The sequence below is a fragment of the Massilia sp. Masssp93 genome (assembly GCF_059491295.1).
On sequence record NZ_CP168502.1, the window covers coordinates 4046482 to 4072995 of the forward strand.

Annotated in this window: 25 protein-coding genes; 7 read left to right on the forward strand and 18 right to left on the reverse strand. The window is 65.9% G+C overall.

What is annotated here, in order from left to right; all coding sequences use genetic code 11:
* Positions 1-16 precede the first annotated feature (16 nt).
* The 12 genes from ACEN9Q_RS16485 to ACEN9Q_RS16540 form a co-directional block, all read right to left on the reverse strand.
* The gene (locus ACEN9Q_RS16485; protein WP_495625328.1) at positions 17-1093 is read right to left on the reverse strand and encodes a type II secretion system F family protein; all 1077 of its coding nucleotides are present in this window, start codon (positions 1091-1093) and stop codon (positions 17-19) included.
* Positions 1083-2672, reverse strand: a complete 1590-nt coding sequence (locus ACEN9Q_RS16490) for a GspE/PulE family protein (protein WP_056442244.1) — start codon at positions 2670-2672, stop codon at positions 1083-1085. Before ACEN9Q_RS16490 ends, ACEN9Q_RS16485 begins: the two co-directional genes overlap by 11 nt.
* A complete protein-coding gene (gene pilP, locus ACEN9Q_RS16495; protein WP_495625329.1) occupies positions 2669-3172 on the reverse strand; it encodes a type IV pilus biogenesis protein PilP in 504 nt (167 codons plus the stop codon). Before pilP ends, ACEN9Q_RS16490 begins: the two co-directional genes overlap by 4 nt.
* Positions 3162-4424, reverse strand: coding sequence for a type 4b pilus protein PilO2 (gene pilO2 / locus ACEN9Q_RS16500; protein WP_495625330.1), 1263 nt, complete (start codon positions 4422-4424; stop codon positions 3162-3164). The genes pilP and pilO2 overlap by 11 nt, the downstream gene beginning before the upstream one ends.
* 19 nt (positions 4425-4443) lie before the next feature.
* Positions 4444-6081, reverse strand: coding sequence for a PilN family type IVB pilus formation outer membrane protein (gene pilN, locus ACEN9Q_RS16505; protein WP_056442306.1), 1638 nt, complete (start codon positions 6079-6081; stop codon positions 4444-4446).
* Positions 6081-7856, reverse strand: coding sequence for a type III secretion system outer membrane ring subunit SctC (sctC, locus tag ACEN9Q_RS16510; RefSeq protein ID WP_495625331.1), 1776 nt, complete (start codon positions 7854-7856; stop codon positions 6081-6083). Before sctC ends, pilN begins: the two co-directional genes overlap by 1 nt.
* Positions 7857-8300: 444 nt before the next feature.
* Entirely contained in the window at positions 8301-9278 is a 978-nt protein-coding gene (locus tag ACEN9Q_RS16515; RefSeq protein WP_495625332.1) for a type I phosphomannose isomerase catalytic subunit, read from the reverse strand.
* Positions 9279-9349: 71 nt separating this feature from the next.
* A complete protein-coding gene (locus tag ACEN9Q_RS16520) occupies positions 9350-10975 on the reverse strand; it encodes a methyl-accepting chemotaxis protein (RefSeq protein WP_495625333.1) in 1626 nt (541 codons plus the stop codon).
* 38 nt (positions 10976-11013) lie between these two features.
* On the reverse strand, positions 11014-12054 hold the full coding sequence (locus tag ACEN9Q_RS16525) for an ABC transporter ATP-binding protein (protein WP_495625334.1): 1041 nt from the start codon (positions 12052-12054) through the stop codon (positions 11014-11016).
* A gap of 22 nt (positions 12055-12076) precedes the next feature.
* On the reverse strand, positions 12077-14308 hold the full coding sequence (locus ACEN9Q_RS16530) for an ABC transporter permease (RefSeq protein ID WP_495625335.1): 2232 nt from the start codon (positions 14306-14308) through the stop codon (positions 12077-12079).
* 85 nt (positions 14309-14393) lie between these two features.
* Positions 14394-15416: an ABC transporter substrate-binding protein gene (locus ACEN9Q_RS16535; protein WP_056442223.1), complete on the reverse strand. Its 1023-nt coding sequence runs from the start codon at positions 15414-15416 to the stop codon at positions 14394-14396.
* Between the two features lie 31 nt (positions 15417-15447).
* Positions 15448-16635 carry a porin gene (locus tag ACEN9Q_RS16540; protein ID WP_495625336.1) on the reverse strand — a complete coding sequence of 396 codons (1188 nt, stop codon included), beginning with the start codon at positions 16633-16635 and terminating at the stop codon, positions 15448-15450.
* Positions 16636-16985: 350 nt separating this feature from the next.
* Here ACEN9Q_RS16540 and ACEN9Q_RS16545 point away from each other — a divergent pair, with 350 nt between their 5' ends.
* Both ACEN9Q_RS16545 and ACEN9Q_RS16550 read left to right on the forward strand, forming a co-directional pair.
* A complete protein-coding gene (locus ACEN9Q_RS16545) occupies positions 16986-17666 on the forward strand; it encodes a response regulator transcription factor (protein ID WP_056442218.1) in 681 nt (226 codons plus the stop codon).
* A complete protein-coding gene (locus ACEN9Q_RS16550) occupies positions 17663-19075 on the forward strand; it encodes a sensor histidine kinase (RefSeq protein ID WP_056442213.1) in 1413 nt (470 codons plus the stop codon). The genes ACEN9Q_RS16545 and ACEN9Q_RS16550 overlap by 4 nt, the downstream gene beginning before the upstream one ends.
* Here ACEN9Q_RS16550 and ACEN9Q_RS16555 read toward each other — a convergent pair.
* The gene (locus tag ACEN9Q_RS16555) at positions 19072-19473 is read right to left on the reverse strand and encodes a hypothetical protein (RefSeq protein ID WP_056442210.1); all 402 of its coding nucleotides are present in this window, start codon (positions 19471-19473) and stop codon (positions 19072-19074) included. The two genes, ACEN9Q_RS16550 and ACEN9Q_RS16555, sit on opposite strands and share 4 nt — an antisense overlap.
* Before the next feature lie 9 nt (positions 19474-19482).
* On the reverse strand, positions 19483-19680 hold the full coding sequence (locus tag ACEN9Q_RS16560; protein WP_056442206.1) for a hypothetical protein: 198 nt from the start codon (positions 19678-19680) through the stop codon (positions 19483-19485).
* Positions 19681-19944: 264 nt separating this feature from the next.
* Here ACEN9Q_RS16560 and ACEN9Q_RS16565 point away from each other — a divergent pair, with 264 nt between their 5' ends.
* Entirely contained in the window at positions 19945-20151 is a 207-nt protein-coding gene (locus ACEN9Q_RS16565; protein WP_495625337.1) for a hypothetical protein, read from the forward strand.
* Here the strand turns inward: ACEN9Q_RS16565 and ACEN9Q_RS16570 are convergent.
* The 4 genes from ACEN9Q_RS16570 to rpsO form a co-directional block, all read right to left on the reverse strand.
* Complete coding sequence (locus ACEN9Q_RS16570) at positions 20148-20468, reverse strand: type II toxin-antitoxin system RelE/ParE family toxin (protein ID WP_495625338.1); 321 nt, start codon at positions 20466-20468, stop codon at positions 20148-20150. The genes ACEN9Q_RS16565 and ACEN9Q_RS16570 overlap by 4 nt on opposite strands.
* Positions 20469-20476: 8 nt before the next feature.
* Positions 20477-20752 carry a type II toxin-antitoxin system Phd/YefM family antitoxin gene (locus ACEN9Q_RS16575; protein ID WP_056442196.1) on the reverse strand — a complete coding sequence of 92 codons (276 nt, stop codon included), beginning with the start codon at positions 20750-20752 and terminating at the stop codon, positions 20477-20479.
* Positions 20753-20904: 152 nt separating this feature from the next.
* On the reverse strand, positions 20905-23010 hold the full coding sequence (gene pnp, locus ACEN9Q_RS16580) for a polyribonucleotide nucleotidyltransferase (protein WP_056442194.1): 2106 nt from the start codon (positions 23008-23010) through the stop codon (positions 20905-20907).
* A gap of 205 nt (positions 23011-23215) precedes the next feature.
* A complete protein-coding gene (gene rpsO / locus ACEN9Q_RS16585) occupies positions 23216-23485 on the reverse strand; it encodes a 30S ribosomal protein S15 (RefSeq protein ID WP_056442303.1) in 270 nt (89 codons plus the stop codon).
* 190 nt (positions 23486-23675) lie between these two features.
* On the opposite strand from rpsO, the gene ACEN9Q_RS16590 reads away from it, so the two are divergent.
* From ACEN9Q_RS16590 to ACEN9Q_RS16605, 4 genes are all read left to right on the forward strand, one after another.
* The gene (locus tag ACEN9Q_RS16590) at positions 23676-24179 is read left to right on the forward strand and encodes a hypothetical protein (protein WP_056442191.1); all 504 of its coding nucleotides are present in this window, start codon (positions 23676-23678) and stop codon (positions 24177-24179) included.
* 19 nt (positions 24180-24198) lie between these two features.
* Positions 24199-24717, forward strand: a complete 519-nt coding sequence (locus tag ACEN9Q_RS16595; RefSeq protein WP_056442188.1) for an outer membrane protein assembly factor BamE — start codon at positions 24199-24201, stop codon at positions 24715-24717.
* 56 nt (positions 24718-24773) lie between these two features.
* The gene (locus ACEN9Q_RS16600) at positions 24774-25508 is read left to right on the forward strand and encodes a hypothetical protein (protein ID WP_495625339.1); all 735 of its coding nucleotides are present in this window, start codon (positions 24774-24776) and stop codon (positions 25506-25508) included.
* A gap of 316 nt (positions 25509-25824) precedes the next feature.
* Positions 25825-26451, forward strand: a complete 627-nt coding sequence (locus ACEN9Q_RS16605) for a phasin family protein (protein WP_495625340.1) — start codon at positions 25825-25827, stop codon at positions 26449-26451.
* The last annotated feature ends 63 nt before the right edge of the window (positions 26452-26514 follow it).

Consider the following 26514-nt stretch of genomic DNA (forward strand, 5'->3'; position numbering starts at 1 on the left):
ATCTCCTTTGTTGGATTTAATGTACTGCGCGTGTCATCGTTGCGAGTTCGTGCTGGATGCCAAAAAAGCCCGTCACCAGCCAGCCGATCACGGCGGCCATCACGAGGATGGCGACGCCGTTCAGGATCTTCATCTGATTGGAAATCTGCTCGATACCCTCCTCCCGCCATTCGTCGGCGAGCACCTTGAGCGCCTCGCCGAATCCACGGAACTCGGCGTACACGCACAGGTCGTCGATCACTTCCGCCGACGGGAAGCCGTAGCCGGCGTTGCGCATGGCCTCACCGCAGTTGAGGCCGGAGCGCACGCCCAGCAGCGCGCCGTCGAGGCGTTCGCGCAGCCAGGGGTCGGCCATGTCGGACAGGCGGCTGAGCGACTTCTCGACCGTGACGCCGGCCGTCTGCAAGGCCGAGAACGCCAGCAGGAAGCCGCTGCCCACGACCAGCCGGTAGATCGAGAACGGCGCGAAGCGGTCGGCGAACACGCGCAGGTTGCCGCGCCAGCGCGGCAGCGCCGCGGCGATGCCGCCCACGACGAGCAGCAGCACGCCGACGATGGCGAACATCCAGTGCCGGACCACCTCGGACATCAGATACAGCGACCGGGCCGCGCCATGCCACGTCGTGGGGTCGGTGATGCGGGTGAACTCGGGAATCACCCGGGTGCCAAACAGGTAGACGTAGGCGAGGATCAGCGCCAGGAGCGAGCTTGGGTAGACGAGCCCGCCGACGATGACCGCCTTGATGCGCTGCTGCGCCTGCACCACGTCGACGACGGCCAGCAGCGCGGTCTCGACGTTGCCGGACTGTTCGCCGGCCAGCAGGATCATGCGCTCGGTCCGGGGCGCCCAGCCTTCCAGGCTTTCCGACAACATCCTGCCGTTCTGCACCTGCCTGCGGCAATCGTCGAGCACGATCGCCAGCGGTTCCTGCGGCTTGCGCCCATTGTCCGACGCGCGTTCGCGCAAGACTTCCAGGATGCGCAGCAACGGCAGCCCGTTGGTGAGCATCTTGGCGATCTTGCGATACAGGCGCACGCGCGCCGATGCCGGGAACTGGGTCTTCGCCCAGGCGCGCGTGACGTCAAACCGCATGGATCGCCTCCAGCCGGCTCGCCGGTCCCACGAGGTGGCCGACCACTTTTTCCGCCATGCGCGGATCGATCTGTCCGGCCGCGATCTTGTCGATCGCATGGCCCAGCATCGTGCGCCCGTCCAGGTGCTCGAGCCAGTACGCGACCGCCGCGCATTTGTCGCCGGCCCGGATGAATTTGAAGAACTGATCGTCCGGCACGATGACTTCCGCCAGCACCGACCGCCCCACCGTGCCATGCATGGCGCAATGCTCGCAGCCGCCGCCGGTCACGCGCACCCGCGGCAACGCGCCGCCGACCGCTTGCCGGACACGGGCGTACATCGCCGGCGGCAACGCGTCCGGCATGTCCACCAGCAGCTGGCTGCAGTGAGGGCACAACACCTTGACGAGGCGCTGGCTGATCAGGCTCGTGATGATCGTGTGGTCCGCGACCAGGCTCAACGGCAGGCCGAGATCGACCAGGCGGTCGACGATCGCCAGCGCGCTGTTGGCGTGCACCGTCGTCCACACCTGGTGGCCCGTCATCGACGCGCGCAGGGCGTTCTGCGCCGATGCGGCATCGCGGATCTCGCCGATCATGATGACGTCGGGATCGAGCCGCATCGCATTCGAGATCGCGGCCGAGAACTGGCGCACGCGGTCCGCTTCCGTGCACGCATTGGTCACGGCCGTCTGCACCGCGCCCTCGATCGGGTATTCCACGGGGTCTTCGACGGTCAGCACGTGCAGCTTGCCGCCCGCCTCGATGATTTCGCCGGTCAGGATGCGCTGCAGGGTCGTCGACTTGCCCGATCCGGTGGGACCGCTGATGATGTTCATCCCGACCGGCTGTTCCTTGATCTGCTGGAGCTGGCCGGCGTGGATGTCGCTGAAGCCGAGCGGGCGCAGGTCGACGTTGTCGCCGGCGTCGTTGTACAGCAGGCGCAGCACCATGACGGCGCCTTCGCTGGTGGGCGCGGTGGCGATGCGCACGCCGTACAGCCTGGGCGGCAGCTTGTCGCGGTCGGAAATCGCCGCGTCCTGGCGCTCCATGGGCTTGTACGAATTGTCGGACACGGAGGTCATCGCGCCATACAGCGTCGCCAGCAGGCGCTCGCCATATTCGCGCGTCTGGACGCCGATCGCCACCAGGTCGTTATGAATGCGGAACCAGGTTTCGGTGCAATCCTTGCGGACGCGGATATGGATGTCGGACGCACGCGCGAGGCAGGCCCGGTTGAGCAGGTCCTTGGCCGTCACCTGCATGAGCGAGTGCTCGTGCTGGGGCTGCGCGCCCGCGCCGCCGCTCTGGTAGGCGCGGGCGATGACCTCGATGCGGGTGTACGTCACCTGGAACGGCCGGCGCATCTTTTCCAGCCGCCCGATATACGACAGCACGTGGCGGTTCAGGCTCTGCCCTTCGGCGACGAGCAGGCGCCCGTCGCTCAGCAGGCAGAGCAGTTTGCGCTCCTCAGCGCTGGCCTCGAACGTGCCCGCGCTGCTCAGGACGACGGCCGTGCCGACGTCGCCGGCACCGGCCTGCTGCTCGTTGCGCCCGGTGGCGCGCTGTTCCGGCCGGTCCAACGCGAGCAGGTTCATCGCACTGCTCCCGTGGGCATGCCGGGCGGCGGACCGGGAATGGCGGCGACCGGCGGCAGCGTGGGACCGGATTGCGGCTGGGGCGCCGCCTGCGCGAGGCGGACCCGCCGCCTGCCCTTCCTGACGACGACGTTGCCCGGCGCGATCGACACCACCTGCATCCCTTTCGGCAGCATGTCGCCGGGCTGCACCTCGATGACGGCGCCGTCGCCCAGCTGCAGCGTCGCGAAGACTGCGCGCCCGATCCCCTCCACGCTGCGTACCTGCGGATCGCCCGCGCCGGGCGCATGCGCGAACGCGCTGGTGGCCGCCTGGATCGCGGCGATCTGGTTCTGCTTCATGAGGATGCTGCCCTGTACGTCCAGCTGGCGTTCGCGCGCCTTCAGCAGCAGCGTCTCGCCTTCGATCCGGCTCAGCTTTTCGGCGGTGGGATCGGCGTAGGCGTGCGCGCAGCCGAGCATCGATACGAGCACCGTACACCAGAGGGACTTATTTGACATACATGACTCCTTCGATTGACCATTGACCTGTCCGGTAAGCGATCCGGTCGATACGCACGCCGGGCCGGTCGAGCAACCCCGCCACCGCCGTCGGCGCCAGCGCCCGGCTGTCGCAGCTGAACGAATACGCCTGCCACTGCGGCACCGGCGTTCGCGCCGCCGCCGCGGGCGGCGCCAGGCTGGCGATCCTGAAACCGATGCCAATGTGTTGCATATCGGAGATGATTGGTTCCATCAATGCCTTGCGGTCGAGCAGCGCCTCGGGCGCATCCCGTTCGAGCCGGAGCGGCACGACCAGGCTGGCCTTCTCGCCGTTCAGGTCGAACACGGCGTCCGGCACCTCGGCGCGCAGCAGCGCCAGCGTGGAACCGTGGCGCGACCACGCATAACTGACCTTGTCGCCAGTGCAGACATACTCGTCGAGCAGCCAGCCCCCGGCGGCCAGGAAGCCCAGCTTGTCCACGCAGGCTTTTGCCAGGCTCGCCGGCCTGGGCTTGCCGCCCCACGGCGGCGGCTGCACCGACGGCGCCGCGCGCTGCAGCACGTGCATGCGCTCGGCGCGATGCGCCTCCTCGGCCAGTTGCTCGGCCTGTTGGCGCCGCACGCGCTGCAGATAGCCCCAGCCCCCGGCGAGCGCCAGCACGACGAGGGCCGCCGCGAGCCACGGCCAGTGGTTGCGCCGGGTGCGCACCGGTTGCAGGCCCCACCAGCGGTGCGCGCGGATGCGCCCGTCCTTGCGGTGCGGGATGAAGCTTTCGACGGTGCGCGCCTCGAAATTGTGGAAGCCGTAGTCGGCCAGTTCCGCATCGCCGAGGACGACGTTCCAGCCGCCCAGGCCGTAGTCGCCATGCAGGCGCTCCATGACTTCCTCGCGGGTGCCGGCGAAATCGCCGTTGGGGAGGAAGTTCGCATCGCGCGCCGCGAAATAGGCCCACATGCCGTCGGGCAGCCTGAGCGCGGCGAGCCAGTTGTGGACCCGCTGCTTGTCGCCGTCGTAGTACGCGCCCTCGAGCGCCAGCGTCTTCGAGATGATCGCGCCCAGCGAGAACATGCCGCGGCGCGCCCCGTCCGCGCTCTGGCCGAAGCCGGCCTGCGCGGTCGACTGGTCGGTGCGCAGCACGTACAGGTCGGATTCGATCTTCGCGCCCAGTTCGCGCGCCTCCCTGGCCAGTTCGCGCGGCCGCGACAGCGACTGCCAGAACAGGCCGCACACGAACCGGTGCTTGTCGATCTGGATGATGTGGATGGCCATGATGCCGGATCGCTTCGCGTCAGGGGCCAACCGTGGTGGGCGTGATCAGGATGACGATGGATTCCTTGGCGCTGGCCGCCTTGACGCCGCCGCCGAGCGCGACGTTGCGTGCGCTGCCCACGCCCTGGCGGTCGAGGTTGTCGTCCGTCTGCTCGAACCCGCTGATGATCAGCGTCTCGTTCGATTTCATCGCCACGCGCTGCAGGAAGTTGCGGGTATCGATCTCCGGCGTTTCGATCTTGCTGGTGCCGCTCTGCACTTCGCGGATGGTGTTCAGGGCCGAGATGTCGGTCGAGAACTGCAGCAGCACCGTGCCGTTGGCCAGCACGTGCGGCAGGATGCTCATGTTGAAACCCGACGTGACGGTTCCCGGAATCAGCGTCGTGGTGGTGCCGACCTGGGGCACCACCGTCGTCTGCGACTGCTGCAGGTAAGAGGTCTGCTTCGCCACCTGAAGCGGCACCACCTGGTTGTTCAAGGTGATCACCGACGCGGTGGTCTGGCGCCGCACCTTGCCCTGCTTCGACAGGGCGTCGATGATCGCCGTGCTGCCCGCGAAGCGCGAATCGCCCACGATGCCGGCCGAGAAGCGGGTCGCGTCCAGCGTGGCCGGCACCGCGCTGGTCAGCCCGTACTTCTGACGCAGGGTGGTGTACACGAGATTCCAGTTGATGCCGTAGTCGTCGCTGTCGTTCAGGCTGACCGACAGGACGGTGACGTTGATGACCACCTGGCGTTCGAGGGTCTTGTTCTCGTTGTCGATGTACGCGGCCACCCGGTCGAGCGAGTCGGGCGTGTCGACCACCGTGATCGACCCGGTCGCGGGCGAGATGACGACCTTGCCATAGCTCGACAACATGGCCTTGATCACGCTTTCGATGCTGCCATAGACCGACAGCTTGGACGCCACCGCCGTGTTCTGGCTGTTGTTGGCGGTGACGCCGTTCGTCGTTCCGGCGCCGCCGCCCGCCCCCGCGGCACCGCCCCCGGCGCTCGAGCCCGGGTTCGACGTGGCGCCACTGGTGACGCTGGCGTTGAACGTCGAATCGCCGGGCAGCGTGTTGATCTGGAAGGTGCGCGATTCGGTATGGAAGAACCGGATCGCGCCGTCGGCATATTTCCACGACACGCCGAAGCGCGCCGCCGCCGTGTCGAGCAGGCCGCGCAGGTTGCCGTTCGCGTAGTAGATGCGGACCCCGGCACCGCGCGCGCCCGACGGGGCCGGCGGCACGCCGCCCGCGCCTCCCGGCGGCAGGGGCACGGCATGACCCGGGGACGATGCCGCACCGTACATGGTCGCGGCCACCTCCAGCGCATCGGGCGTCACTTTCACCGGCAGCCCGGTACGCACGCCGATCCGTTCCGCCAGTTCGGGCAGCGACGCGACCGTCTTGTCGAACACCGCGTTCTCGTAAAAAATCTTCGGCAACGCGGGTTGCGCCAGCTTGACGACGTCCTTGCCCAGCCAGATGCCGGATTCGTGACTGACCGGCGACGGCGTCCTCGCCACGATGCCGTTCGCGGTATGGCCGGTGTCCCTGACCAGGTTGGCCACCTGGCCGCCGGTGTCGTCGATCTTCTTGTCCAGCCTGGCCGACATGCCGCCGCATGCCGACAGCAGGAGCAGGGGCACTACCGCACGCAAGCGCGTGGTCATCATGGTTCGCTTCCTTTCGCAACGATCCGCAGCACCTTGTTGCCGTCGTAGAAAATCGCCTTCATCGGTATGTCCGCGCCCTCCATGCTCTTCACGACCATGCCGACGGCGTCGGCAAAGGAACCGTGCAGTTCGGTGCGCACCGCGACGGCGTAATCGACGGGCAGCTCCCACATCAGTTGCCAGCCGGCGCCGGCGGCCCACCGTTGCAGGGTGCCGTTCAGGGTCTTATCGCTTTGCAGCACCGCCCAGGTCGGCTCCGGCGGGGGCGCGGCCGGCGCGGCGGGCGCGGCACGCACCGGCACGACGGCGGTTGCGACCGGTGCCGGCACCGATGCCGCCGGCGCGGGCGACTGCGGTTGCGGTTGCGGTTGCGGTTGCGGTTGCGGTTGCGGCGCCACGGCCGGTTCGGCGGCGGCCTGCGCCGGCATGCCGCCGCCGGCCAGGCGCGGCGTGATCAGGTACAGGCGCTCGCGCCGCGCACCCGCCGCGTCCTTGTGGCCGGACATCGCCTCCGTCCCGTAACCGCCGATCATCAGCATCTGCTGCAAATCGACGATGGCCAGCGCACTGAGGGTCGAGCGGGTCACCTGCGCGTCGGCGCCGCTGCCCAGGTTGCCGTCCTCGATGTCGACGTCCAGCCGCACCCGGGCGGCGCCGTCGTCCACGATGCGCGGAACGACCCGCAGCAGCGTCCCCGCGCTCACCTCGGCCACGTCGGCGACCCGCTCGCCGACCAGCGGGATATACCGGGACTGGCGCAGGTCCAGCACGGCGGCCACGTTATTCAGCGTCAGCGCGCCTGGCGTCGCCACGATGCGCGCATCGCCGCTGGCTTCCAGGCCTTTCAGCCTGGCGAGCAGGCCGGCGGCGTCGTTGACCAGCAATGTCGCCCCGGGTCCGGCCGGCGCCGCGCCGGAAACCAGCCCGGGCAATTTGGCGCGGTCGACATCGACGATCAGCGCATCGATTTCGATCTGGCGGGGCAGCACGTCGAGCTGCTCGATGAGTGCCTGGTACATGGCGCGCCTGCCGGCCGAGTCGTGGATGATGATGGCGTTCAGCGAAGGATCGGCATCGATGCGCGGACGGCCGGCGTTCCCGCCCTGGGATGGCTGCCCAACCAGCAGGTTCGACAGGATCGTCTTCATTCCCGGGATGGTTTCCGTCTTGCCGCGGGCGGCGATCACGCGGTCGGTCGCGCCGGCGTATTTCAGGCGGAAGACCATCGGTTGCATGTCGTCCGCGGCGTCTCCGGGCCGGGCCGGCAACAGGACCTCGCGCGCCAGGCGGACGTATTCGCGCGGCCCGCTGACGATGACGGCGCCTTCGCGCGGCAGCTCCACCCACCCGAAGCGGCTGTCGAACAGGCCCACGCCGGCCAGCACGCCCTTGGCATCCCGCACGCCGTTCGCGCCGAGGTCGAGGCGCATCGACACATTGTCTTCGCGCGGGACCACGTGCAGCGTGTCGCCGTACACGAACCAGCGGAAGCGATACGCCTGCGCCAGCCGCTCCAGCAGGCCGCCGCCGCCGGCGGCGCGCAAGGTTTCCCGTTTCACCGCCCGGTCCGGCACGTCGGACACGACCTCCACGCCGTACTCCCGGGCGAACCGGTCCAGCACCTCGTGCAGCGGCATGCCAGCGGTATCGAGCGTGAAGCCGTGGTTCGTCCATCCCGCCGGCACCGCGGCACACGCCGCCGGCGTCCAGAACGACGCCGCCACCGTGGTCGCCGCGACCAGCGCCAGCGTCCCGTGTCGCAAAACTCTCATGCAGTCCCCTTCGGTGGCGCCCCATGCGCCGTTCGCCGCAATGAGGCCGTCCTGAGCACGGAGTAGAAAATGTTAGCGCTAAACATAGGCCTACCCATTACCATTTTGTTACCACCAAAACGCCGATCCACGCCGCGCCGGCAATAACGCCGTGCGGGATTCGACCGGCTCGCCATTCGCCGGAATCCACTCCGCCATCGACAAGGTATTAGCGATGTCGAAAACAAGAAACGTTCGACGATGAAACAATTTAATTCGATGCGTAGTCTACCCCGAGCAGATAAAAAATCACAAGAATTTTTGATATACGTCAGTACTTTTTAACGAATGACGCCTGCCAACCACAGCACGAAGTTTGTTTAGCAAACAGGGGCACCTCGCCGGCAAGAGCGATAATAATGGACATGGTCGAGAACGACCAAAAAAGAGGGAAACGGCGATTATTTAAACGATAAAGCACTCCAGAACCGTGAATCCGGATTCGGTTTCCAAATTGACGGATTCAATTGCCGCCGGGATTAACACGCAATCGCCCCTACGCACCTCCAGACGCCCCCTGCCATAATCGATCGCATAGGATCCGTGCACGCAAACATGGATGACGAAGGAATCGAACACGTAATTCCGCACGACCGTTTCGAAACACGTCAATAGATTGGTCGTGAAATGCCGGCACTGCACGAGAGGGGTCGGCGCATTCGGAATCGCCTGATACGGGATTTTGCAGTCCTGATCGACACCGAGGTCCAGCGCGGCGATGGCATTGTCCATGTCCAGCGCGCGCCGGCTGCCGTTCGCGTCGATGCGGTCGTAGTCGTGGATCCGGTAGGTCACGTCGGACGCCTGCTGGATCTCGGCGATCAGGACGCCCTTCCCTATGGCGTGGACCCTGCCGGCGGGCAGGAAGAACACGTCGCCCGCCGCGACCGCGTGGCGGTTCAGGATGTCGTCGACCTGCCCGGCCTGGAACCTTTCCCGGCACATTGCCGCGCTGACCGGGCGGCTGAAACCGGCAATCAGCGTCGCGCCGGGATCGGCCTGGATCACGTACCACATTTCCGTTTTTCCCGGCGAATCGTAGTTTATCCCGGCCGGTACATCGTCGGGATGCACCTGGATCGATAAATCGTCTTCGGCATCGATGAATTTGACGAGCAGGGGAAAACGATTACCAAAGCGCGTATATAAGGATTTCCCGACAAGGATTTCCTGATAGTCCTTCAGCAAACACGAGAGCGAAATCCCGGCCAATGCCCCATTTTTCACCACCGAATCGTCCGACGGCAATCCACTGAGTTCCCAGGACTCGCCACAACGCGTCCGAAGCGGAATGTCCTTGTCTAGATGACTGAATAGCTTCCGCCCTCCCCATAATTTGTTTTTATATATACTTTTAAATATCAGAGGATATAAATTCGTCATCTTCCGCGAGATAATGTTGACATCTTTTTTTGTCGATCGGCAAATCGCATACTATTCGCCGATACCGGTTTTTATTCCGCGACAGGATAATCAACCATATCCGCATCCGGTCGCCGTGACACAATCCGGCGTTGTGGCGGCGCCTGCGTTCCGCTCGCGCCGGTCATGTGAAAGCGGGCCACTGCGTCGACCAGCCGGGCCGATTGTTTGCGCAAACTTTCCGCAGCTGCTGCGGCCTCCCCGACGAGCGCCGCGTTCTGCGCCGTCATCCCGTTCATTCGGCCGATCGCGACGCTGATCCCGCCGATGCTGGCGCCCTGCTCGGCGCTGGCCGTGGAAATCAGGCTGACCAGTTCGGCGACGCGCCGTACCGCCTTCACGATCTGGTTCATGGTCACGGAGGCCTCGCCGACCAGCGCATGGCCGGCGTCGACCTGGGCCGCCGAATCGCGCAGCAGCGTATCGATCTGCCGCGCCGCCGCGGCCGAACGCTGCGCCAGTTCGCGGACTTCCGCCGCGACCACGGCGAAACCGCGGCCGGCCTCGCCCGCGCGGGCCGCCTCGACCGCCGCGTTGAGGGCCAGGATATTGGTCTGGAAAGCGATCGAATTGATCACCACGATGATGTCGACGATCTTGTCCGAGCTCGACTTGATCGCCCCCATCGTGTCCGACACGCGTGCGGCCACCTCGCTGCCGCGCATCGCGTCGGCGTACGCGGCCGTGCTCAATTCCCGCGCCTGCCGCGCATTCTCGGCGTTGCCCCCGACCGTGTCCTCCAGGCGCGCCATGGCGGCCGTCGTCTGCCGGAGCGTGCCCGTCTGCTGTTCGGTGCGCGCCGACAGGTTCAGGTTGCCCGCGGCGATGTCGCGCGACGCCACGAGCACGTGCTCGCTGCCCTCGGTGATCTGCGCGATCGCCGTGGACAGATTGTGTTGCATGAGCTTCAGCGCCCGCATCAACTGGCCGGCCTCGTCCCTGCCGCCGATGTCGATCGCCACGTCGAGATCGCCGCCGGCGATGGTGTCGGCGATACGCGCCGCATGCCGCAGAGGCGTCGTGATCGACCGCGTGATGTACACCGCGCACAGGGCGCCGAGAAACAGCATCGCCAGGCCGGCGCCGAGCATGTGGATCTGCGCCGTCCGGTAGCGCGTGCGCGAGTGGTCGCGCGTTTGCGCCATGGCGCCCTGCTCGGCGGCGGCCAGCGTGTCGAGCGCGCGGATCCAGTCGGCGTACCTGGGGCCGAAATCGGTCTTCAGCATCACGGCGGCGTCGAACATATTCCCCGCCGCGACCGTGGACTGGATGGTCCGCACCACCGGCATCAACGCCTCCTTGCGCCGGCGCACCTCGGCCAGGGCGGCCGCATCGATCGCCGCATGCTGCAGGGCCAGCTCGGCCCGGTCGTAGTCGGCCAGCAGGCGCACCAGCGCGGCGCCCGCGTCGCTGCCCTCTTTGCCATCCGTGGGCGCGGCGATCCGGCGCATGCTCAGCGCGATCTCCGCGCCCACGTGCCGCATCCGCAGCGCGCCGTTCAGGCTGACCAGGCGGCTGCCGACGATTTGCTCGGTATCGCTCTGCAGGACGCCCATGTTGCCAAGCCCGACGCCGAGCATGGCGCCGGCGCACAACAGGACGAGGCCGAAACCCAGCGCCAGCCTCGCGCCGATATGAAGATTGACGATTGCGCGCATGAATACCCTCCCGGTGCCGGCGGAATGTCAGCGGACCATCACGCGCGCAGCACCGACACGCCGCGTTGGTGCATGCCCAGGCTGACCGCGTCGGCCACGTTGCGCGACCGGTCGACGTGGGGACAGACGACGAACAGTTCGCCGATGTCGGTGGCCACGGTGTACTCGTAGAACCCGCCGAGGTACGTGGCCTTGAGCACCCTGGCGGCGAGCCCGTACTGGCCGGCGTCGCCCACCATCCACGCCTCGGGTCGCACGGCCACGAGCGCGCGTCCGGACGGAACGGCATCCGGCGCGCGCCAGCTCAAGGGCCCCAGCTGCACGTCGCCGCCATGGGTCACGTTGGCCGGCAACAGCAGGGCCTCGCCCATGAAGCCGGCCACGAACTCGCTGTTGGGACGTTCGTACAAGTCCGACGGCGAGCCCGCCTGGGCGATCAGGCCGTCGCGCATGACGATGATCTGGTCCGACACCGCCAGCGCTTCGCTCTGGTCGTGCGTCACGTACGCCACGGTCAGCTGCAGGCGCTGCTGCAACGCGCGGATCTCGTCGCGCATCTGGCGCCGCAGGCGCGCGTCCAGGTTGGACAGCGGCTCGTCGAACAGCAGCACGGCCGGCTCCAGCACGAGGGCGCGCGCCAGCGCCACGCGCTGCTGCTGCCCGCCGGACAGCTCGCCCGGCCAGCGCGCGCCGAAGCCTTTCAACCCCACCGTATCGAGCGCGGCGTCGACGCGTTCTCTGGTGCGCGCGCGGTCCACGCCGGCCACCTTCAGGCCGTAGGCGACGTTATCGAAAATAGTCATGTGCGGGAACAGCGCGTAGCTCTGGAAGACCAGGCTGACGTTGCGCTCCGCCGCCGACAGCGTGGTCACGTCGACGCCGTCGATCAGGATCTGGCCGCCGCTCGGGCTTTCCAGTCCGGCGATCATGCGCAAGGTCGTGGTCTTGCCGCAGCCCGAAGGCCCGAGCAACGTCGTCAGGGTCCCCTTGGGCACCGTAAAATTGATGCCTTTGACCGCCAGGGCGCCGTCCTTGGTGTAGGCCTTGGTGATGTTCTTGAATTCGATTCCGGGCTTCATGATTGCTCCTCGTTGTTGTTCGTTATGAGATCACCGGCGCGGCCTGCACCTTGTCCTGCTGCTGCTCCTGCTGGCGCTTGCGGCGTCCCAGCGAGCGCTCCCCGACCAGCCACTGGATGACCCAGGTGGCGGCGAGCATCATCAGCGTCAGCACCGTGCAATAGGCCAGCGCCACGCCGTACTCGCCGTTGCCGACGCGGCCGATGATGAACGTGGTGGCCAGCTCGTTTTCGGCGCTCACCAGGAAGATCACGGACGATACGGTCGTCATGCCGCGCACGAACGAATACACGAGCGACGTCACCAGCGCCGGCCGCAACAGGGGAAGAATGATGCGGCGCAGGGTGGTCGGTGTGGACGCGCCCAGCATGCTCGATGCCTCGTCGAGGCTCTTGTCGATCTGCTTGAACGCGGCCGTGCCGGCGCGGATGCTGACCGGCAGGTTGCGGAACACGAAGCACACCATGATGATCAGGCCGGTGCCCGTCAGCTCGAACGGCGGCACGTTGAAGGCCGTGATGTAGGCGACGCCCAGCACGGTGCCCGGCACCGCGAAGGCCAGCAGCGCGCCGAACTCGAAGATGTTTTGTCCGCGGAACTTGACGCGGGCCAGCAGGTAGGCGACGAGCAGGCCGAACAGGGCCGTCACGGGCGCCGCCGCGCCGGCCAGGCGCACGGTCGTCAGCAGCGATTGCCACGCCGCCCCGGTCAGCGTGATGCCGCCGTGCCAGTCGATCCCGAACGCGGTGTGGAAGTGCTGGAACGTCAGGCTGAAATCGCGCCCCCACAGCTTGACGAAACCGCCGGCGAACGCGAACAGGTAGATGATGGCGGTGAAGCCGAGCCATGGCACGGCCACGCCCATGGCGACGCGCCGCACCGGCGCCGGCAGCACGGGCGGGATGCCGTTGTCGCCCTTGCCCGACATGCTGGTATAGCTGCCCTTGCCGAGCGCCTTGCGCTGGAGGACGAAGACGGCGAGCGCGAACCCGCTGAGGATCAGGGCTAGCGACGCGGCGCGGCCCGGATCGATCTGCGCGCCGACGATCGCGAAGAAGATCTCGGTCGACAGCACGGCGAACTGGCCGCCCACGACGATCGGATTGCCGAAGTCGCTCATCGATTCGATGAAGCCGACCAGGAAGGCGTTGGCCAGGCCCGGGCCGAGCAGCGGCAGCGTGATGGTGATGAAGGCGTACATCGGCCGGGCGCGCAGGGTCTGCGCCGCTTCCTCGAGCGTGGGCGCGATGGCTTGCGTGACGCCGCGCATCATCAGGTACGAGATCGGCGTGAACGCGATCATCTGCGCCAGCCACACCCCTTTGGCGCTGTAGAACCAGCGCGAAGGCTCCAATCCAAACAATTGTTCCAGCGCCTCGTTGACGAGGCCGGCGCGTCCGAACAGCAGGATCAGCCCCAGGCCCACCACGAACGGCGGCGTCACGATGGGAAGGATCGACATCACGCGCACCAGCGGCTTGGCGCGCACCAGCGCGCGCTCGGTCAGCAGCGCCAGCAGGGTGCCGAGGATCGTGGTGCCGGTGGCGGTGGCCAATGCCAGGCCCAGCGTATTCCACGCCACGCCGCAGCTTTGTTCCCCGGTGACGCAGCGCAGGCTCCACACGCGCGCACTGGACAGGCGCGCCCAGGCCTCGGTCGCGCTGACCTGCCCGGCATCGTCGAACAGGGCGGCGCTCAGTGACTTAAGAACCGGCGCCGCGATGAACAGGATCAGCGCGGCGGCGCACAGGACGACGGCGCCGGCGACGAATTCGTTACCCTGGAAATAGCCGAGGCGGGCCAGTCCGACCCCCAGCAGCACCAGCAGGGACAGCAGCATGATCGTCGCGCCCCAGCCGAATCCGAACTGGCCGACCGGGAGCGCCAGCGCGCCCGCCTGCAGCGAAGGCCACACCCAGCCTTGCGGACCGATCGCGTAGCCGGCGCCCAGCATGCCGGCCAGCCCCACGCCTGCGCTGCCCAGCAATACGAAAGCCTGCGCGCGGCGCGCGCCGAGGAACAGGCCGCCCAGCGCGACGAAGGGCGCGATGAGGGGCAGGAACAGCCACGGACGCTGGAACGCGGCCGCCTGCATCCAGGCGTTGGCCGCGGTGTCGTCGTGGAGAACCGTCCCGAAGTCGCGCAGCCAGTTGAAGTCGTCCGGCACGCCGTACCAGGGCAGCAGCGCGGCAGCCGCGATGGCGAGCAAGGCCCAGCATTCCGGGACACCGCCGAACCAGTTTTTTTGTTTCATGATTGTCTTCCCGTCCCAGGCCGGAGCCTGATGTTGCACGCGGCGCGGTGCCGGCTCGGCACCGCGCCATGGATGGCGCCTCGTTCTAATCGCCGTTGACTTCTTTTTCCCAACGATCGAGCAGGCGCTTGCGCTCGGTCGCCTTGCCGTATTTCTCGAAGTCGTAGCTGATCAGCTTGATGTGGCTGACATCCGGCACGCGCGGATCGACCTTGGCGGCCTTGTTCGACGGCAGCTGGAACTGCTTGGCCGCGGCGCCGAGTTCCTGCGCCTGCGCGGTCAGCGCCCAGTCATAGAAACGCTTGGCGTTGGCCAGGTTGCGCGCGCCCTTGACGATCGACATCGACCCGATTTCGTAGCCGGTCCCTTCGCATGGCGTGACGCTCTTCACCGGGAAACCCTGGATGACTTCGCCCGGCACGTCGTGCACGAAGCTGATCGAAATCGTGTTCTCGCCATGCGACACGTTCTTCAACGGCCCCGTACCGGACCTCGGGTACTGGCTGATGTTCTGGTGCAGCTTCTTCAGGTACTCGAAAGCCTTGTCTTCGCCCGTGAGCTGGACGAGGGTCGCGATCGCCATGTAGGCGGTGCCGGAGGAATTCGGATTGGCCATCTGCACCTCCCCCTTGTACTGCGGCTGGATCAGGTCGGCCCAGCACATCGGGACGGGCAGCTTTTTCTTGGCCATCAGTTCGGTGTTGTAGGCGAAACCGAGGGGACCGGAATAGATGCCGACGGTCCTGTACTTCGCTGCCTTGGCCTGCTCCACCGCCCAGTCGCGCAGCAGGTTGATGTTGGGGGACTGGTAGGCCAGGGTCAGGCCTTTCTCGGCCGCCTGCAGGTGCGGGTCGCCGGTGCCGCCGAACCACACGTCGGTCTTCGGATTGGCGCTTTCGGCGGCGATCTGCGCCAGCGCTTCGCCGGCGCCCTTCTGCACCATGTTGACCTTGATGCCGGTGGCGCGCGAGAACGTGGTCTGCACCAGGCTGCACCATTCGACCTGCACGCCGCAGATCACGTTCAGCGTGCCGCCGGACGCGCTGGCCGGGCCGGCGGCGAGCGCCAGCAGGGGAGCCGCGAGGGCCCCCGCGATAAATCGTTTCATGTTGTCTCCGTTTAAGTATTGCCGGAATGGCTTAGAAGGCGTAGCGCAGGCCGGCACCGATGGCGCGCGACTGCGCGCCGGTGGCGACGCCGACGCCGCCGGAATCGAAGTCGTAACGGCCGCGCGCCTCGTTCTTGACGATGGCGGCGAAGGTTTCGAACATCATCTGTTTGTTGAACACGTACTGGTACGCGATGACCGCGTTGCGGGCGCCCGTGTCGTTGCCGTTGCAGGCGCTGCCGTTGCCGTACTCGCAGCGCACGTCGCTGCCCACGCCGAAGCCGCCGTACAGGACATGCTTGCCGAAGGCGTGGCGGGCGGAAATGACGGTGCCATGCTTGCTCAGCAGGCTCTTGGCCGTGCCGGTGGCGTCGGCGTCGGACAGGCGCATGCGGTCGTGGCCCAGCCCGATGATGGTGCCGTCCGGCAGGGTGTAGCGCATGCCGAAGCGGAAATCGCGGTCGCGCGTGTTGTGGTCGGTGGTGCCGTTCAGCGTGCCCTTGTCGTTGCGCTGCTCTCCCGACACGCGCAGTTCGAGCGGACCGTGGACGTACTGCAGGCCGAGGCTGAAGCTGCCGTCGTTCAGGTGCGGGCTGTTGGCCGTGCCCGTGGCGCTCTTGCCTTCGTTGGTGCTGTAATAGACGCGCGCCGACAGGCCGCCGAAACTGGCCGATTCGAACGCCAGCGTGTTGTCGAAGCGGACGTTGAACTGCGGACCGACGGCCGACTGGCCGCTGGCGCCGGACAGCATGCCCTGGTCGTCCTGCAGGCCCGCGCCCATCGGCGAGAAGTCGGCGGTGCCGCTGTTCCAGCGCGCCGCCGCCGTCATCCGGCCCAGCTTCACGGTACCGACGTTGGCGAACGCGATGCCGACGTAGACGTCCTTCGCGCTGCCGAACATGCCGCCGCTGGTATTGGCGTTGGCATTGTCGACGGAAATGCCGGTGGTGTAGTTGACCAGGCCGGTCATGCCGTCGCCCAGGTCCACCGAGGCGCGGAAGGCCAGCTCGGAACTGACGTTGCTGACCCGGAAGCGGCCTGGCTTGTCCTGGGCGGGCACCGCGGCGTCGACCGCGTCGACGTACTCGAACTGGGCATCACCCACGCCCGAGATCGCCAAGTGCACCGGACCCGCCGCCACGGCCGACTCGGCGTACGCCGCCGACATGCACACCATCGAAACAGCCAAAGCGATACCGCCGATTACCTTCTTCTTCATTTCATCTCCTGTAGGGCGCTCGCATGTGCGCCCATCCCTTGTTATGGAAGCCGGCCGTGCGAACCTTCACACAGCCGGGCCCTGTGCCGATGTGCCCGCCGGGGGGGGGTGGCATGACGCTCGACTTGGGCGCAGTGTATTGAAGCAATTTATGAATTGCGATATTGCAGTGCCGCAAAAACCCGCCAATCTTGCGGCTGGCTTTCAGCCTCCTTTCAACTCGCTTTCAGTAAGTACCTTTTTCCGGCCGGAAAGTTCATTCGCCTTCCATTTTTTCTCGTGCACAAGTAAATTCGCGGATGTAACAGCAGTGTTCGCGGTACTCCGACTACTCAACGACCCGACGATCTATGAAAATCCTGCTTGTGGAAGACGACGCCGACATGTCGAAAGCCCTGGCCCGCGCCCTCGACAAACGCGGTTTCCAGGTCACCACGTGCGCCGACGGCGCCCAAGCCTTCCGCCAGATCCGCGAAGAAACGAACGATCTGGTCATCCTCGACCTGAACATTCCCTCCCTGGACGGCCTGCACATCCTCCAGCGCACCCGCGCCCTGTCGATCGAGGTCCCGGTCATCGTGCTGACGGCGCGCGGCGCGGTCGGCGACCGGGTCGCGGGCCTGAACGCCGGCGCCGACGACTACCTCGCCAAGCCGTTCGACCTGGAAGAGCTGGAGGCGCGCATCCACGCTCAGCTGAGGCGCAAGGGGAACGGGGAAGAGTCGATGCAGAAATGCGGGCGGCTGCGCTTCGAGCGCAGTTCGGGCGCGTTCTACAACGGCGAGGAACCGCTCGAATTCACGCCCCGCGAGCAGGCATTGCTGAAGGCGCTGATCGCCCGCCCGGGCCACGCCGTCAATCGCGAGCGCCTGCTGCAAATGGTGTTTCCCGAAGACGCCAGCGTCCAGGTCGAGGCCATCGAGGTCGTCATCCACCGCCTGCGCAAGAAACTGATGGCGACCAGGACCGAGATCATGACGCTGCGCGGCGTCGGTTACCTGCTGCGTCCCGAGACCGCGCGGCCGGCATGAAGTTCGCGCTGCGCGACCGCTCGCTGCGCCGTTACCTGCTGGCCGGGATCCTGGCGCCGATCGCGCTGTTCATCGTCCTCAATGCCTTCCGCCTGTACGAGCGCGCGCTTGATTCGGCCAACACGGCCTACGACCGCATGCTGGTGACGACCGCGTATTCGATCGGCAACGATCTTGTAATGGAGAACGGTCACCTACGCAACGAGGTGGCCTTCGCCACGCTGGAAGTCTACGAAGCGGGGTTTTCCACCCGGATGATCTACAAGATCAGCGACCGTCACGGCAGGTATGTCGCAGGCGACGAGGACTTGCCGACCTTCCGGAACGACAACGTCCGGTGGCCGAAAGTGCCGACCCTGCTGAAAGTCTATGAAAGCACGTATGGCAGCGCCCCCGTGCGCGTCGCCGCGCTGGCGCAACCGTCGAAACTGCAGCACGGAGAAGACGATCTCATCATCCAGATCGCCGAACCGCTGACGTATCGGCGCGAGGTGGTGAGCGGCATCCTGTGGGGCACCGTGCTCGGACAGGCGCTGCTGCTGGCGGTCGCGGCCGCGGTGACGATGGCCGTCGTCGCGCTGGCCCTGCGCCCGCTCGACAGCCTGCGCATGCAACTCGATGCGCGCCACGAAGACGACCTGTCGGCCCTCCACTGCGCGTCCGCGCCGCGCGAACTGCGACCGGTGGTGGCGGCGTTGAATCAATTGATGAGCCGGCTGCACCGCACCGTTGACCTGCAGCAGCATTTCGTGGCGAACGCGTCGCACCAGCTGCGCACGCCGCTGGCCGTCCTGCAGACGCAGCTACAATCGGGACTGAGCGGCGACATCGAGCCGGAACTGGCACTGCGCGAAATGCGTTCAACGGTCGAGCGCGCCACCAAGCTGGCCAACCAGCTGCTGTCGCTCGCCAGGATCGAGCAATTGCGCGGCAAGCCCACGCGCGAGCGGTGCGACCTGGCGGACGTGGCGCGCGACGTGGCGATCGACCTGTCGCCCCTGATCTCGGACAAGAACCTCGATTTCGAGCTGGACGCCAGCAGCGTCTGGGTCGAGGGCCGCCACTGGATGGCCGCCGAAATGGTGTCGAACCTGCTGCACAACGCGATTCGCCACACACCGGCCGAGTCCCGCCTCGGCATTCGCGTCGCGCCCCTCGACGGGGGCGCCCTGTTGTGCGTCTGGGATTCCGGTCCCGGCATCGCCGACCAGCAGGAGATGCGCGTGTTCGAACCGTTCGCCGCCGCGCACAACTCGACAGGCGGCGGGCTGGGGCTCGCGATCTGCGCCGAAATTGCCGATTCGATGCACGCCGGGCTGACCTTGTGCAACTGCGGCACGGCGGGCGCGGTCACCGGACTGGAGGCGCGGGTCCGCTTCGCGAGCCGCCTTGCCGACCCGGCCGGCTAGGCGCCGAGGCGCCGTGCCGTCAACCAGGCCGCCGCCATGTCGGCCGTCGCCAGGATCGCATCCATCACGCTGCGTTCGTCGCGCAGCGATCCGATGGGCACCAGGCGCAAGCCGATGTAGCGGCCCTCGTCCGCATCCCAGAGGAATTCCATGTCCTGCCCGTGCGGCGTGCGGTACCCGCCGTCGCCGCACGGCGGCAACATGGCCATGATCGCGAGGTGATTCCCGTCCGGCGCATGCAGGGCGGTACGCGTCAGGATGTCGCCGAACCGGAGCTCGAGCGCGTGGACGTCTCGCTCGTCGTGGCCGGTCAGTTCGATCAGTTCGCGCAGCAGCGCCGTGATCCGCGCCAGCGAACCGTCAAGCGTGCCAGGGGCAGTGCCGGCATCATTTTGCAAGTGTCCCCCTTATGCCGTCTCTCCGCCTTTGCGCGCCAGGCCCCGGATGTGGCCCCAGTCGACGTCGTCGATCAGGTGCCGCGCGGCGGGCCCGCGCGACGTCACGACCCACTGCCCGTCGCTCAACGACGCGCAGGCCGGGTGCCGGTCGGGCTTCCCCGGCGGGTTCTTGTAGAAGAAATGCTGGATGAAGAATAGTTTGTCCATGATATCCAGTCGTTGGCTGCCTGATCGGCCCTGGGCATATGTGCATGGACACAGGCCAACGGTTCCGCGCCCGGCGCGAAAATCCCGCGCCACCTCATTCATGGACTCCAATTAAATTATTCGCTACGGTGATATCACAGCGCTGTCCGGCCAGCAAGATATTTGCCAGGGGAATGCCGAGTATTTGAACTTGAAATTGGATTTATATCTCATCCGTTCCGATAATGTCCGTACAGTCAAACGAAACGAAACGGAGAGAAGAAAATGAACATCGCAAAAAACATGGAAGCCGTCTTTCTTGCAGCCCTGGTCGTGGCAGTGAGCATCTCGAACACCTTCGCCGCCCCCGCCGCACCCCTGCAAGTGGCCGCCCGGCCAGTCGTCCAGGCCGTGCCGACCGCACCGGCCATCACGATCGTCATCGTCGGTAAGCGCCTCACGGCCGCGCAGAAGGCCGAACTGGCGGCCTAAGCAGCCAACAGCCGGCGGCGCAAGAGCGATTCGAGATCGCGGCCCGTATGGCAAACGATGTGGATGTAGAACGCGTCGCCCGCGCGTTCGAAAATGATGCGCTGCTGGCCCGCGAGGAGCTCCCGATACTGGTCCAGCTGAAGCTCCTCCAGTTCCCGCACATGGACGCCCTTGGATGGCCAGTGCTTGAGCGATTCGACCTCGTCGCGGATATGTTCGATCACCTTTTTGACGAACGCCGCTGACTGATGCATCTTGAGGTAGGCACGAAGTTCGAGCAGATCGTCGCGCGCGGCATGGGTCCAGATGATGTCCATGAAGTCGTTCAGCTTTCCTTGTCTTCTACGTCGAGCCGGGCAAACAGATCATCATGATCGGTCACTTTGCCTTCTTCGATTTGTTTCTGGCCATGGGCAAGGACGCGCAGCATCATGAGTTGATCGTGCATTTTCTGATAGCTCAAGGGATCCTGGATGACGGCCTGGACCTTGCCGTTCACCGTGATCAGCACGGGTTCGCGGGTTTCCTGGACCTGCTTGACCACATCGCTCGTGTTCGTTTTCAGGTAGCTGATGGGCTGGACATTTTCGACAAGGTTCATAGGGCCTCCATGGTCAATGACGGTATCCTACCATGACGTGACCAAATTAAGCACCGAATTTAGCACATCGTCCGTACCGATAAAAAAAACCGCCAGGCTCACGCACTGGCGGTTTTTTGTCTGGCGGGACGCCGCAGCGTCCCACAACCGGCTTACTGCGCCGCTGCCGCGTCGTCCGCAGCCGCTGCCTTCATCGACAGCTTCAGGCGGCCGCGCTCGTCGGTCTCGAGGACCTTCACGCGCACTTGCTGGCCTTCTTTCAGGTAGTCGGCCACGGCGTTGACGCGCTCGTTGGCGATCTGCGAGATGTGCAGCAGGCCGTCCTTGCCCGGCATCACTTGCACGATCGCGCCGAAGTCCAGCAGCTTCAGCACGGTGCCGTCGTAGGTCTTGCCCACTTCGACCGATGCCGTCAGCTCTTCGATGCGGCGCTTGGCTTCCTGGCCGGCGGCGGCGTCGACCGAGGCGATGGTCACGATGCCTTCGTCGGTGATGTCGATCTGCGTGCCGGTCTCTTCGGTCAGCGCGCGGATCACGGCGCCGCCCTTGCCGATCACGTCACGGATCTTTTCCGGGTTGATCTTGATGGTGATCAGGCGCGGTGCGAAGTCCGACAGCTCGGTCTTCACGGTCGGCATGGCCTTCTGCATCTCGGCCAGGATGTGGTGACGGCCTTCCTTGGCTTGCGCCAGCGCCACCTGCATGATTTCCTTGGTGATGCCCTGGATCTTGATGTCCATCTGCAGCGCCGTGATGCCGTTGGCGGTGCCGGCGACCTTGAAGTCCATGTCGCCCAGGTGGTCTTCATCGCCCAGGATGTCGGTCAGGACCGCGAACTTGCCGCCTTCCTTGATCAGGCCCATGGCGATGCCGGCCACGTGTGCCTTCATCGGCACGCCGGCGTCCATCAGCGCCAGGCAGCCGCCGCAGACCGATGCCATCGACGACGAACCGTTCGATTCGGTGATTTCCGACACCAGGCGGACCGAGTAGCTGAACTCTTCCGGCGCCGGCAGCGCGGCGACCAGCGCGCGCTTGGCCAGGCGGCCGTGGCCGATTTCGCGGCGCTTCGGCGTGCCCACGCGGCCGGTTTCGCCGGTGGCGAACGGGGGCATGTTGTAGTGCATCATGAAGTCGTCGGTGTACTCGCCCATCAGCGCGTCGATCTTCTGGCTGTCGCGGCCCGTGCCCAGCGTCGCGATCACGAGCGCCTGGGTTTCGCCGCGGGTGAACAGGGCGGAACCGTGGGTGCGCGGCAGGACGCTGGTGCGGATCGAGATCGGACGCACGGTGCGGGTGTCGCGGCCGTCGATGCGCGGCTCGCCTTCCAGGATCTGCGAACGCACGACCTTGGCTTCCATGTCGAACAGGATGTTGCCGACTTCAGCCGAGTCGGCTTCGACGCCCTGCCCGGCCAGGCCTGCCATCACTTCGGTCGACAGCGACTTCAGCTTTTGCTGGCGTGCCGACTTTTCGCGGGTCTGGTAGGCGTCGCGGATCTTCGCGTCGGCCAGTTGCGCAACTTGCGCAATGAGAGCTTCATTCTTTGGAGCCGGCGCCCATTCGACTTCCGGCTTGCCGCCTTCTTCGACCAGCGCGTGGATCGCGTCGATCACGGCCTTCATCTGCTCGTGGCCGTAGACGACCGCGCCCAGCATGATTTCTTCGGACAACTGCTGCGCTTCGGATTCGACCATCAGCACGGCGTGTTCGGTACCGGCCACGACCAGGTCCATCTGCGACGTCTTGAGCTGGGTGGTGGTCGGGTTCAGGATGTACTGGCCGTTCGAGTAACCGACGCGGGCGGCGCCGATCGGGCCGTTGAACGGGATGCCGGCCACGCACAGGGCGGCCGAGGCGCCGATCATCGACGGGATGTCCGGATCGATTTCCGGATTGACGGACAGGACGTGGATGATTACCTGGACTTCGTTCAGATAGCCTTCCGGGAACAGCGGACGGATCGGACGGTCGATCAGGCGCGACGTCAGCGTCTCCTTCTCCGACGGACGGCCTTCGCGCTTGAAGAAACCGCCCGGGATCTTGCCGGCGGCGTAGCTCTTCTCGATGTAGTCGACGGTCAGCGGGAAGAAATCCTGGCCCGGCTTCGCGTCCTTCCTGGCCACCACGGTCGCGAGGACGACGGTGTCTTCGACCGACACGAGGACGGCGCCACTGGCTTGACGGGCGATCTCGCCGGTCTCGAGGGTGACGGTATGGTCGCCGTACTGGAAGGTTTTCGTAACTTTGTTAAACATGGGTAATCCCTTTCTATTTGCCGACAGATTTTCAGGCGCTGTCGTTCACCTCAACTACATTTTTTTCCTTTGGGCTCAGAGCACGGTGTTCACGGGTGTGCTCTGACCCCGACTGACTTCAAAAACGAAAAATGCCCGCGACAGTAAAACTGACGCAGGCATTTCGAAGCTTGTGCCGTCTGGCGCAATGCTCAGGAACTGCTGATTACTTACGCAGGCCGAGCTTGGAGATCAGGTCGCGGTAACGGTTCAGATCCTTGCGCTTCAGGTAAGCCAGCAGGCTCTTGCGACGGTTGACCATCATGATCAGGCCGCGACGCGAGTGGTGGTCCTTCTGGTGTTGCTTGAAGTGGCCGTTCAGATCGTTGATGCGGGCGGTCAGCAGTGCAACCTGGACTTCCGGCGAACCGGTGTCTTTGTCGCCGCGTGCGTTGTCCGCGATGATCGCGGCCTTGTTGATGTTTTCTACGGTCATGATGTTGCCTTTCACATGCGGTGCAAGAGTCGGAACCCAGCGCACCGTGAATTGATAAAAAACCTGGCCGGAAGGCCAAGACCGGGAAGTATAGGTGAAAACGCCGCCAGGAGCCAGTGTTTCGTCGTCTTCCGTTAAAATCCCCGGGTTGGCGTTGCCGTTCCGGCACGCCCGATGACGCGACCATACCATGAACAATCCGACCAAGAACGTTGCCGCCGCCCTCGCACTCGCCCTCTCCCTGTCCGCCTGCGCGACCTTCAGCCGCACGCCGCCCGCCGGCACCCCGCTGGCCGAAGTGACCGCGAAACTGGGCAAGCCGGATGCCGTGTATCCGGATCCCGCCGGCGGCCAGGTGCTGGAATACCGCGGCCAGCCGATGAGCCAGTACCAGCACATGGCGCGCATCGGCGCCGACGGCCGGCTGGTCTCGTACGACCAGGTGCTGACGAGCGAAAACTTCGCGAAGGTGCAGCCCGGCCGCTGGATGAAGGACGACATCCTGCGCAACTTCGGCCGCCCGGCCGAGGTCGGGCACGCGCGCGCGACCGGCTTCGAAGTCTGGTCGTACCGCTACAAGCAGGACGGGGTCTGGGATTCGTTCATGAACATCTATTTCAACGGCCGGGGCGAAGTGCACCACATGGACAACACCCCCGATCCGCTCCTCGACGACCGCTCGAAAGGCGTCTGACCGCCAACGGAGGATTGCGATGACCACCCGATTCCATTCGACGCTGCGGCCGGCCGGCGCGGCGCTCGCCGCCGCGCTGGCCCTGTCGGCCTGCACGACGGTGTTCCGCCAGCCGCCGCCCGCGGGCGCGCCGCTGGCGACAGTCACGGCGCAGCTGGGCCAGCCGAACGCCGCCTACCCGTTGCCGGACGGCGGGCAGATGCTCGAATATCGCGGCCAGCCGATGGGCCAGTTCCAGTACATGGCGCACATCGGCCCGGACGGCCGCCTCGTCTCGTACGACCAGGTGCTCACCAGCGAGAATTTCGCCCAGGTCAAGGTCGACCACTGGACCCGTGACGACATCCTGCGCCACTTCGGCCGCCCCGCCGAAGTCTCGCGCGTGTACGCGCACAACTACGAAGTCTGGTCCTACCGCTACAAGGAAGCCGGCGTGTGGAATTCGATGATGAACGTCCACTTCGACGAACAGGGCGTCGTGCGCCAGATGCTCAACGGGCCGGACCCGATGTACGACGACCGCTTCCACCGCCGCTGACGGCGCGCGACAATGTGTGAGAATGGCGCGCCCGGCGCTGGCTATACTGGGACGCCATGATCGCCACCGCCCCCGCCCTCCTTCCGCCGCGCGACCGCCGCCCTGCCGGCATCGCCGCCACGGTCCTCGTGCACGCCGTCCTGATCCTGGGCTGGCAGGCGACGCGCCATGTGCCGGCCGTCGCGCCCGAGCCGCCGCGCACGACCATCCAGTGGATACGCCTGCCGGCGCCCGCCGCGCCCAGGCCGCACCGCGCGGACGAGCGCGCGGCGCCGCCCCGGACGCACGCGGCTCCGGGGACGAACGCGATCACCCTGGTGCGGCCGGCGCGGCCCGCCGCACCGCCGGCCGCGAGCGCCCCCGCCGCGAACGCGGCCCCGGCAGTGGACGCACTGGCGCCCGCCGCGCCGTCCGCCGCCGCCGCGCTGCTCGAACGGGCGCGCCGCGACGCGGGCGCGGTCGACCGCGCGCTGCGCAAGGAAAACCACCCGTACATCGTGGCGCCGCTGGACAGCCCGCAGATCCGCCTGCGCAAGGGCATCCAGGCCGCGGCCGACATGGCGCCGAACGCGTGGTATGAAGCGCCCAAGACGGCGGAACTGGTCAACAATACGGGCGACGGCGCCCGCCGCACGCGCGTCATCACGGGCGGCGGCACCTATTGCATGACCGAGCGCTCGCCCGCGACGAGCATCGACATGGTCGAAAAGCACGGCAAGTGGAGACAAACCAATTGCCCGGAGCATGAATCGACGGCCAACGGGCAGGAATGGCGCACGGCGCGGGATTGACGTCGTTCGCCATGCCCCCGCGACAGACCTGCTGCGTCGCAGCAATTCCGCTTAAAATCCATCAGGATACTGTACAAAAAAACAATTGGCCGCCTGCGAGGGAAAACCCTGATGCAAGTCATTTATTTCGTCCGCACGATTGAAAAAGCGGTTGAAATGTCATCGAAATGGTCTAGTCTACCGAACTCGCGCTAGAACGCATTTTGCGCAGCAGCGCGATTGTGCGATGCAAAATTATCGAAGTCTATTGATTTTTGGCATCTTCATGCCAGGGCATCGCATTTCATAGACCGGATACACTTTAATGAGGTCATCCATGTTCCTATTCTCGCAATCCGTTACGCCCGCAATTCGTTCGCACCTGGACGCCCAGGTCGCCTTCCTCAACGACATGTCGAAATCGTGGTCGCGTTCGATCCAGAACATCGTCGAGGCCAACATCCAGTTGAGCCAGACACTGCTCGAAGAGAGCAGTATCGCCGGCCAACAACTGCTGACCACCAATCATCCGACCGAGATCATCTCGGCCGCCGCGTCGCGCGCCCAGCCCGCCGCGGACAAGCTGCGCGCCTACCAGCAGCACCTGTCCCGCGTCATGGCCGACTCCCAGGTCGAGATGGCCCGCGTGGCCGAGCAGCACGTCCCCGAGACCTCGCGCACGGCCAAGACGCTGGCCGACGAGGTGGCGCGCGTCGCCTCCGAAGAAACGCAGAACAGCCTGCGCACCCAGCAGGACACGCTGAAGAACTTCCGCGATCCGTTCCAGCACGCCGGCGCCAGCAGCAGCGTGCATCGCGGCAATCTGCAAAGCGGCGGCAACGGCTCGGAGGCCGGCATGCACGTCGAAGCCGATACGCGTGACGGCACGTTCCGCGGCAATGTCCAGGGTGGCCAGCAGGCCGGTCAACAGGGCCCGCAAGGCAAGTCGGCCAAGGCCAGCTGACGCCGGCCGGAAGGATTACTGACACAGCGCCCCGGAAGGGGCGTTGTCGTTGGTGGACTTCCG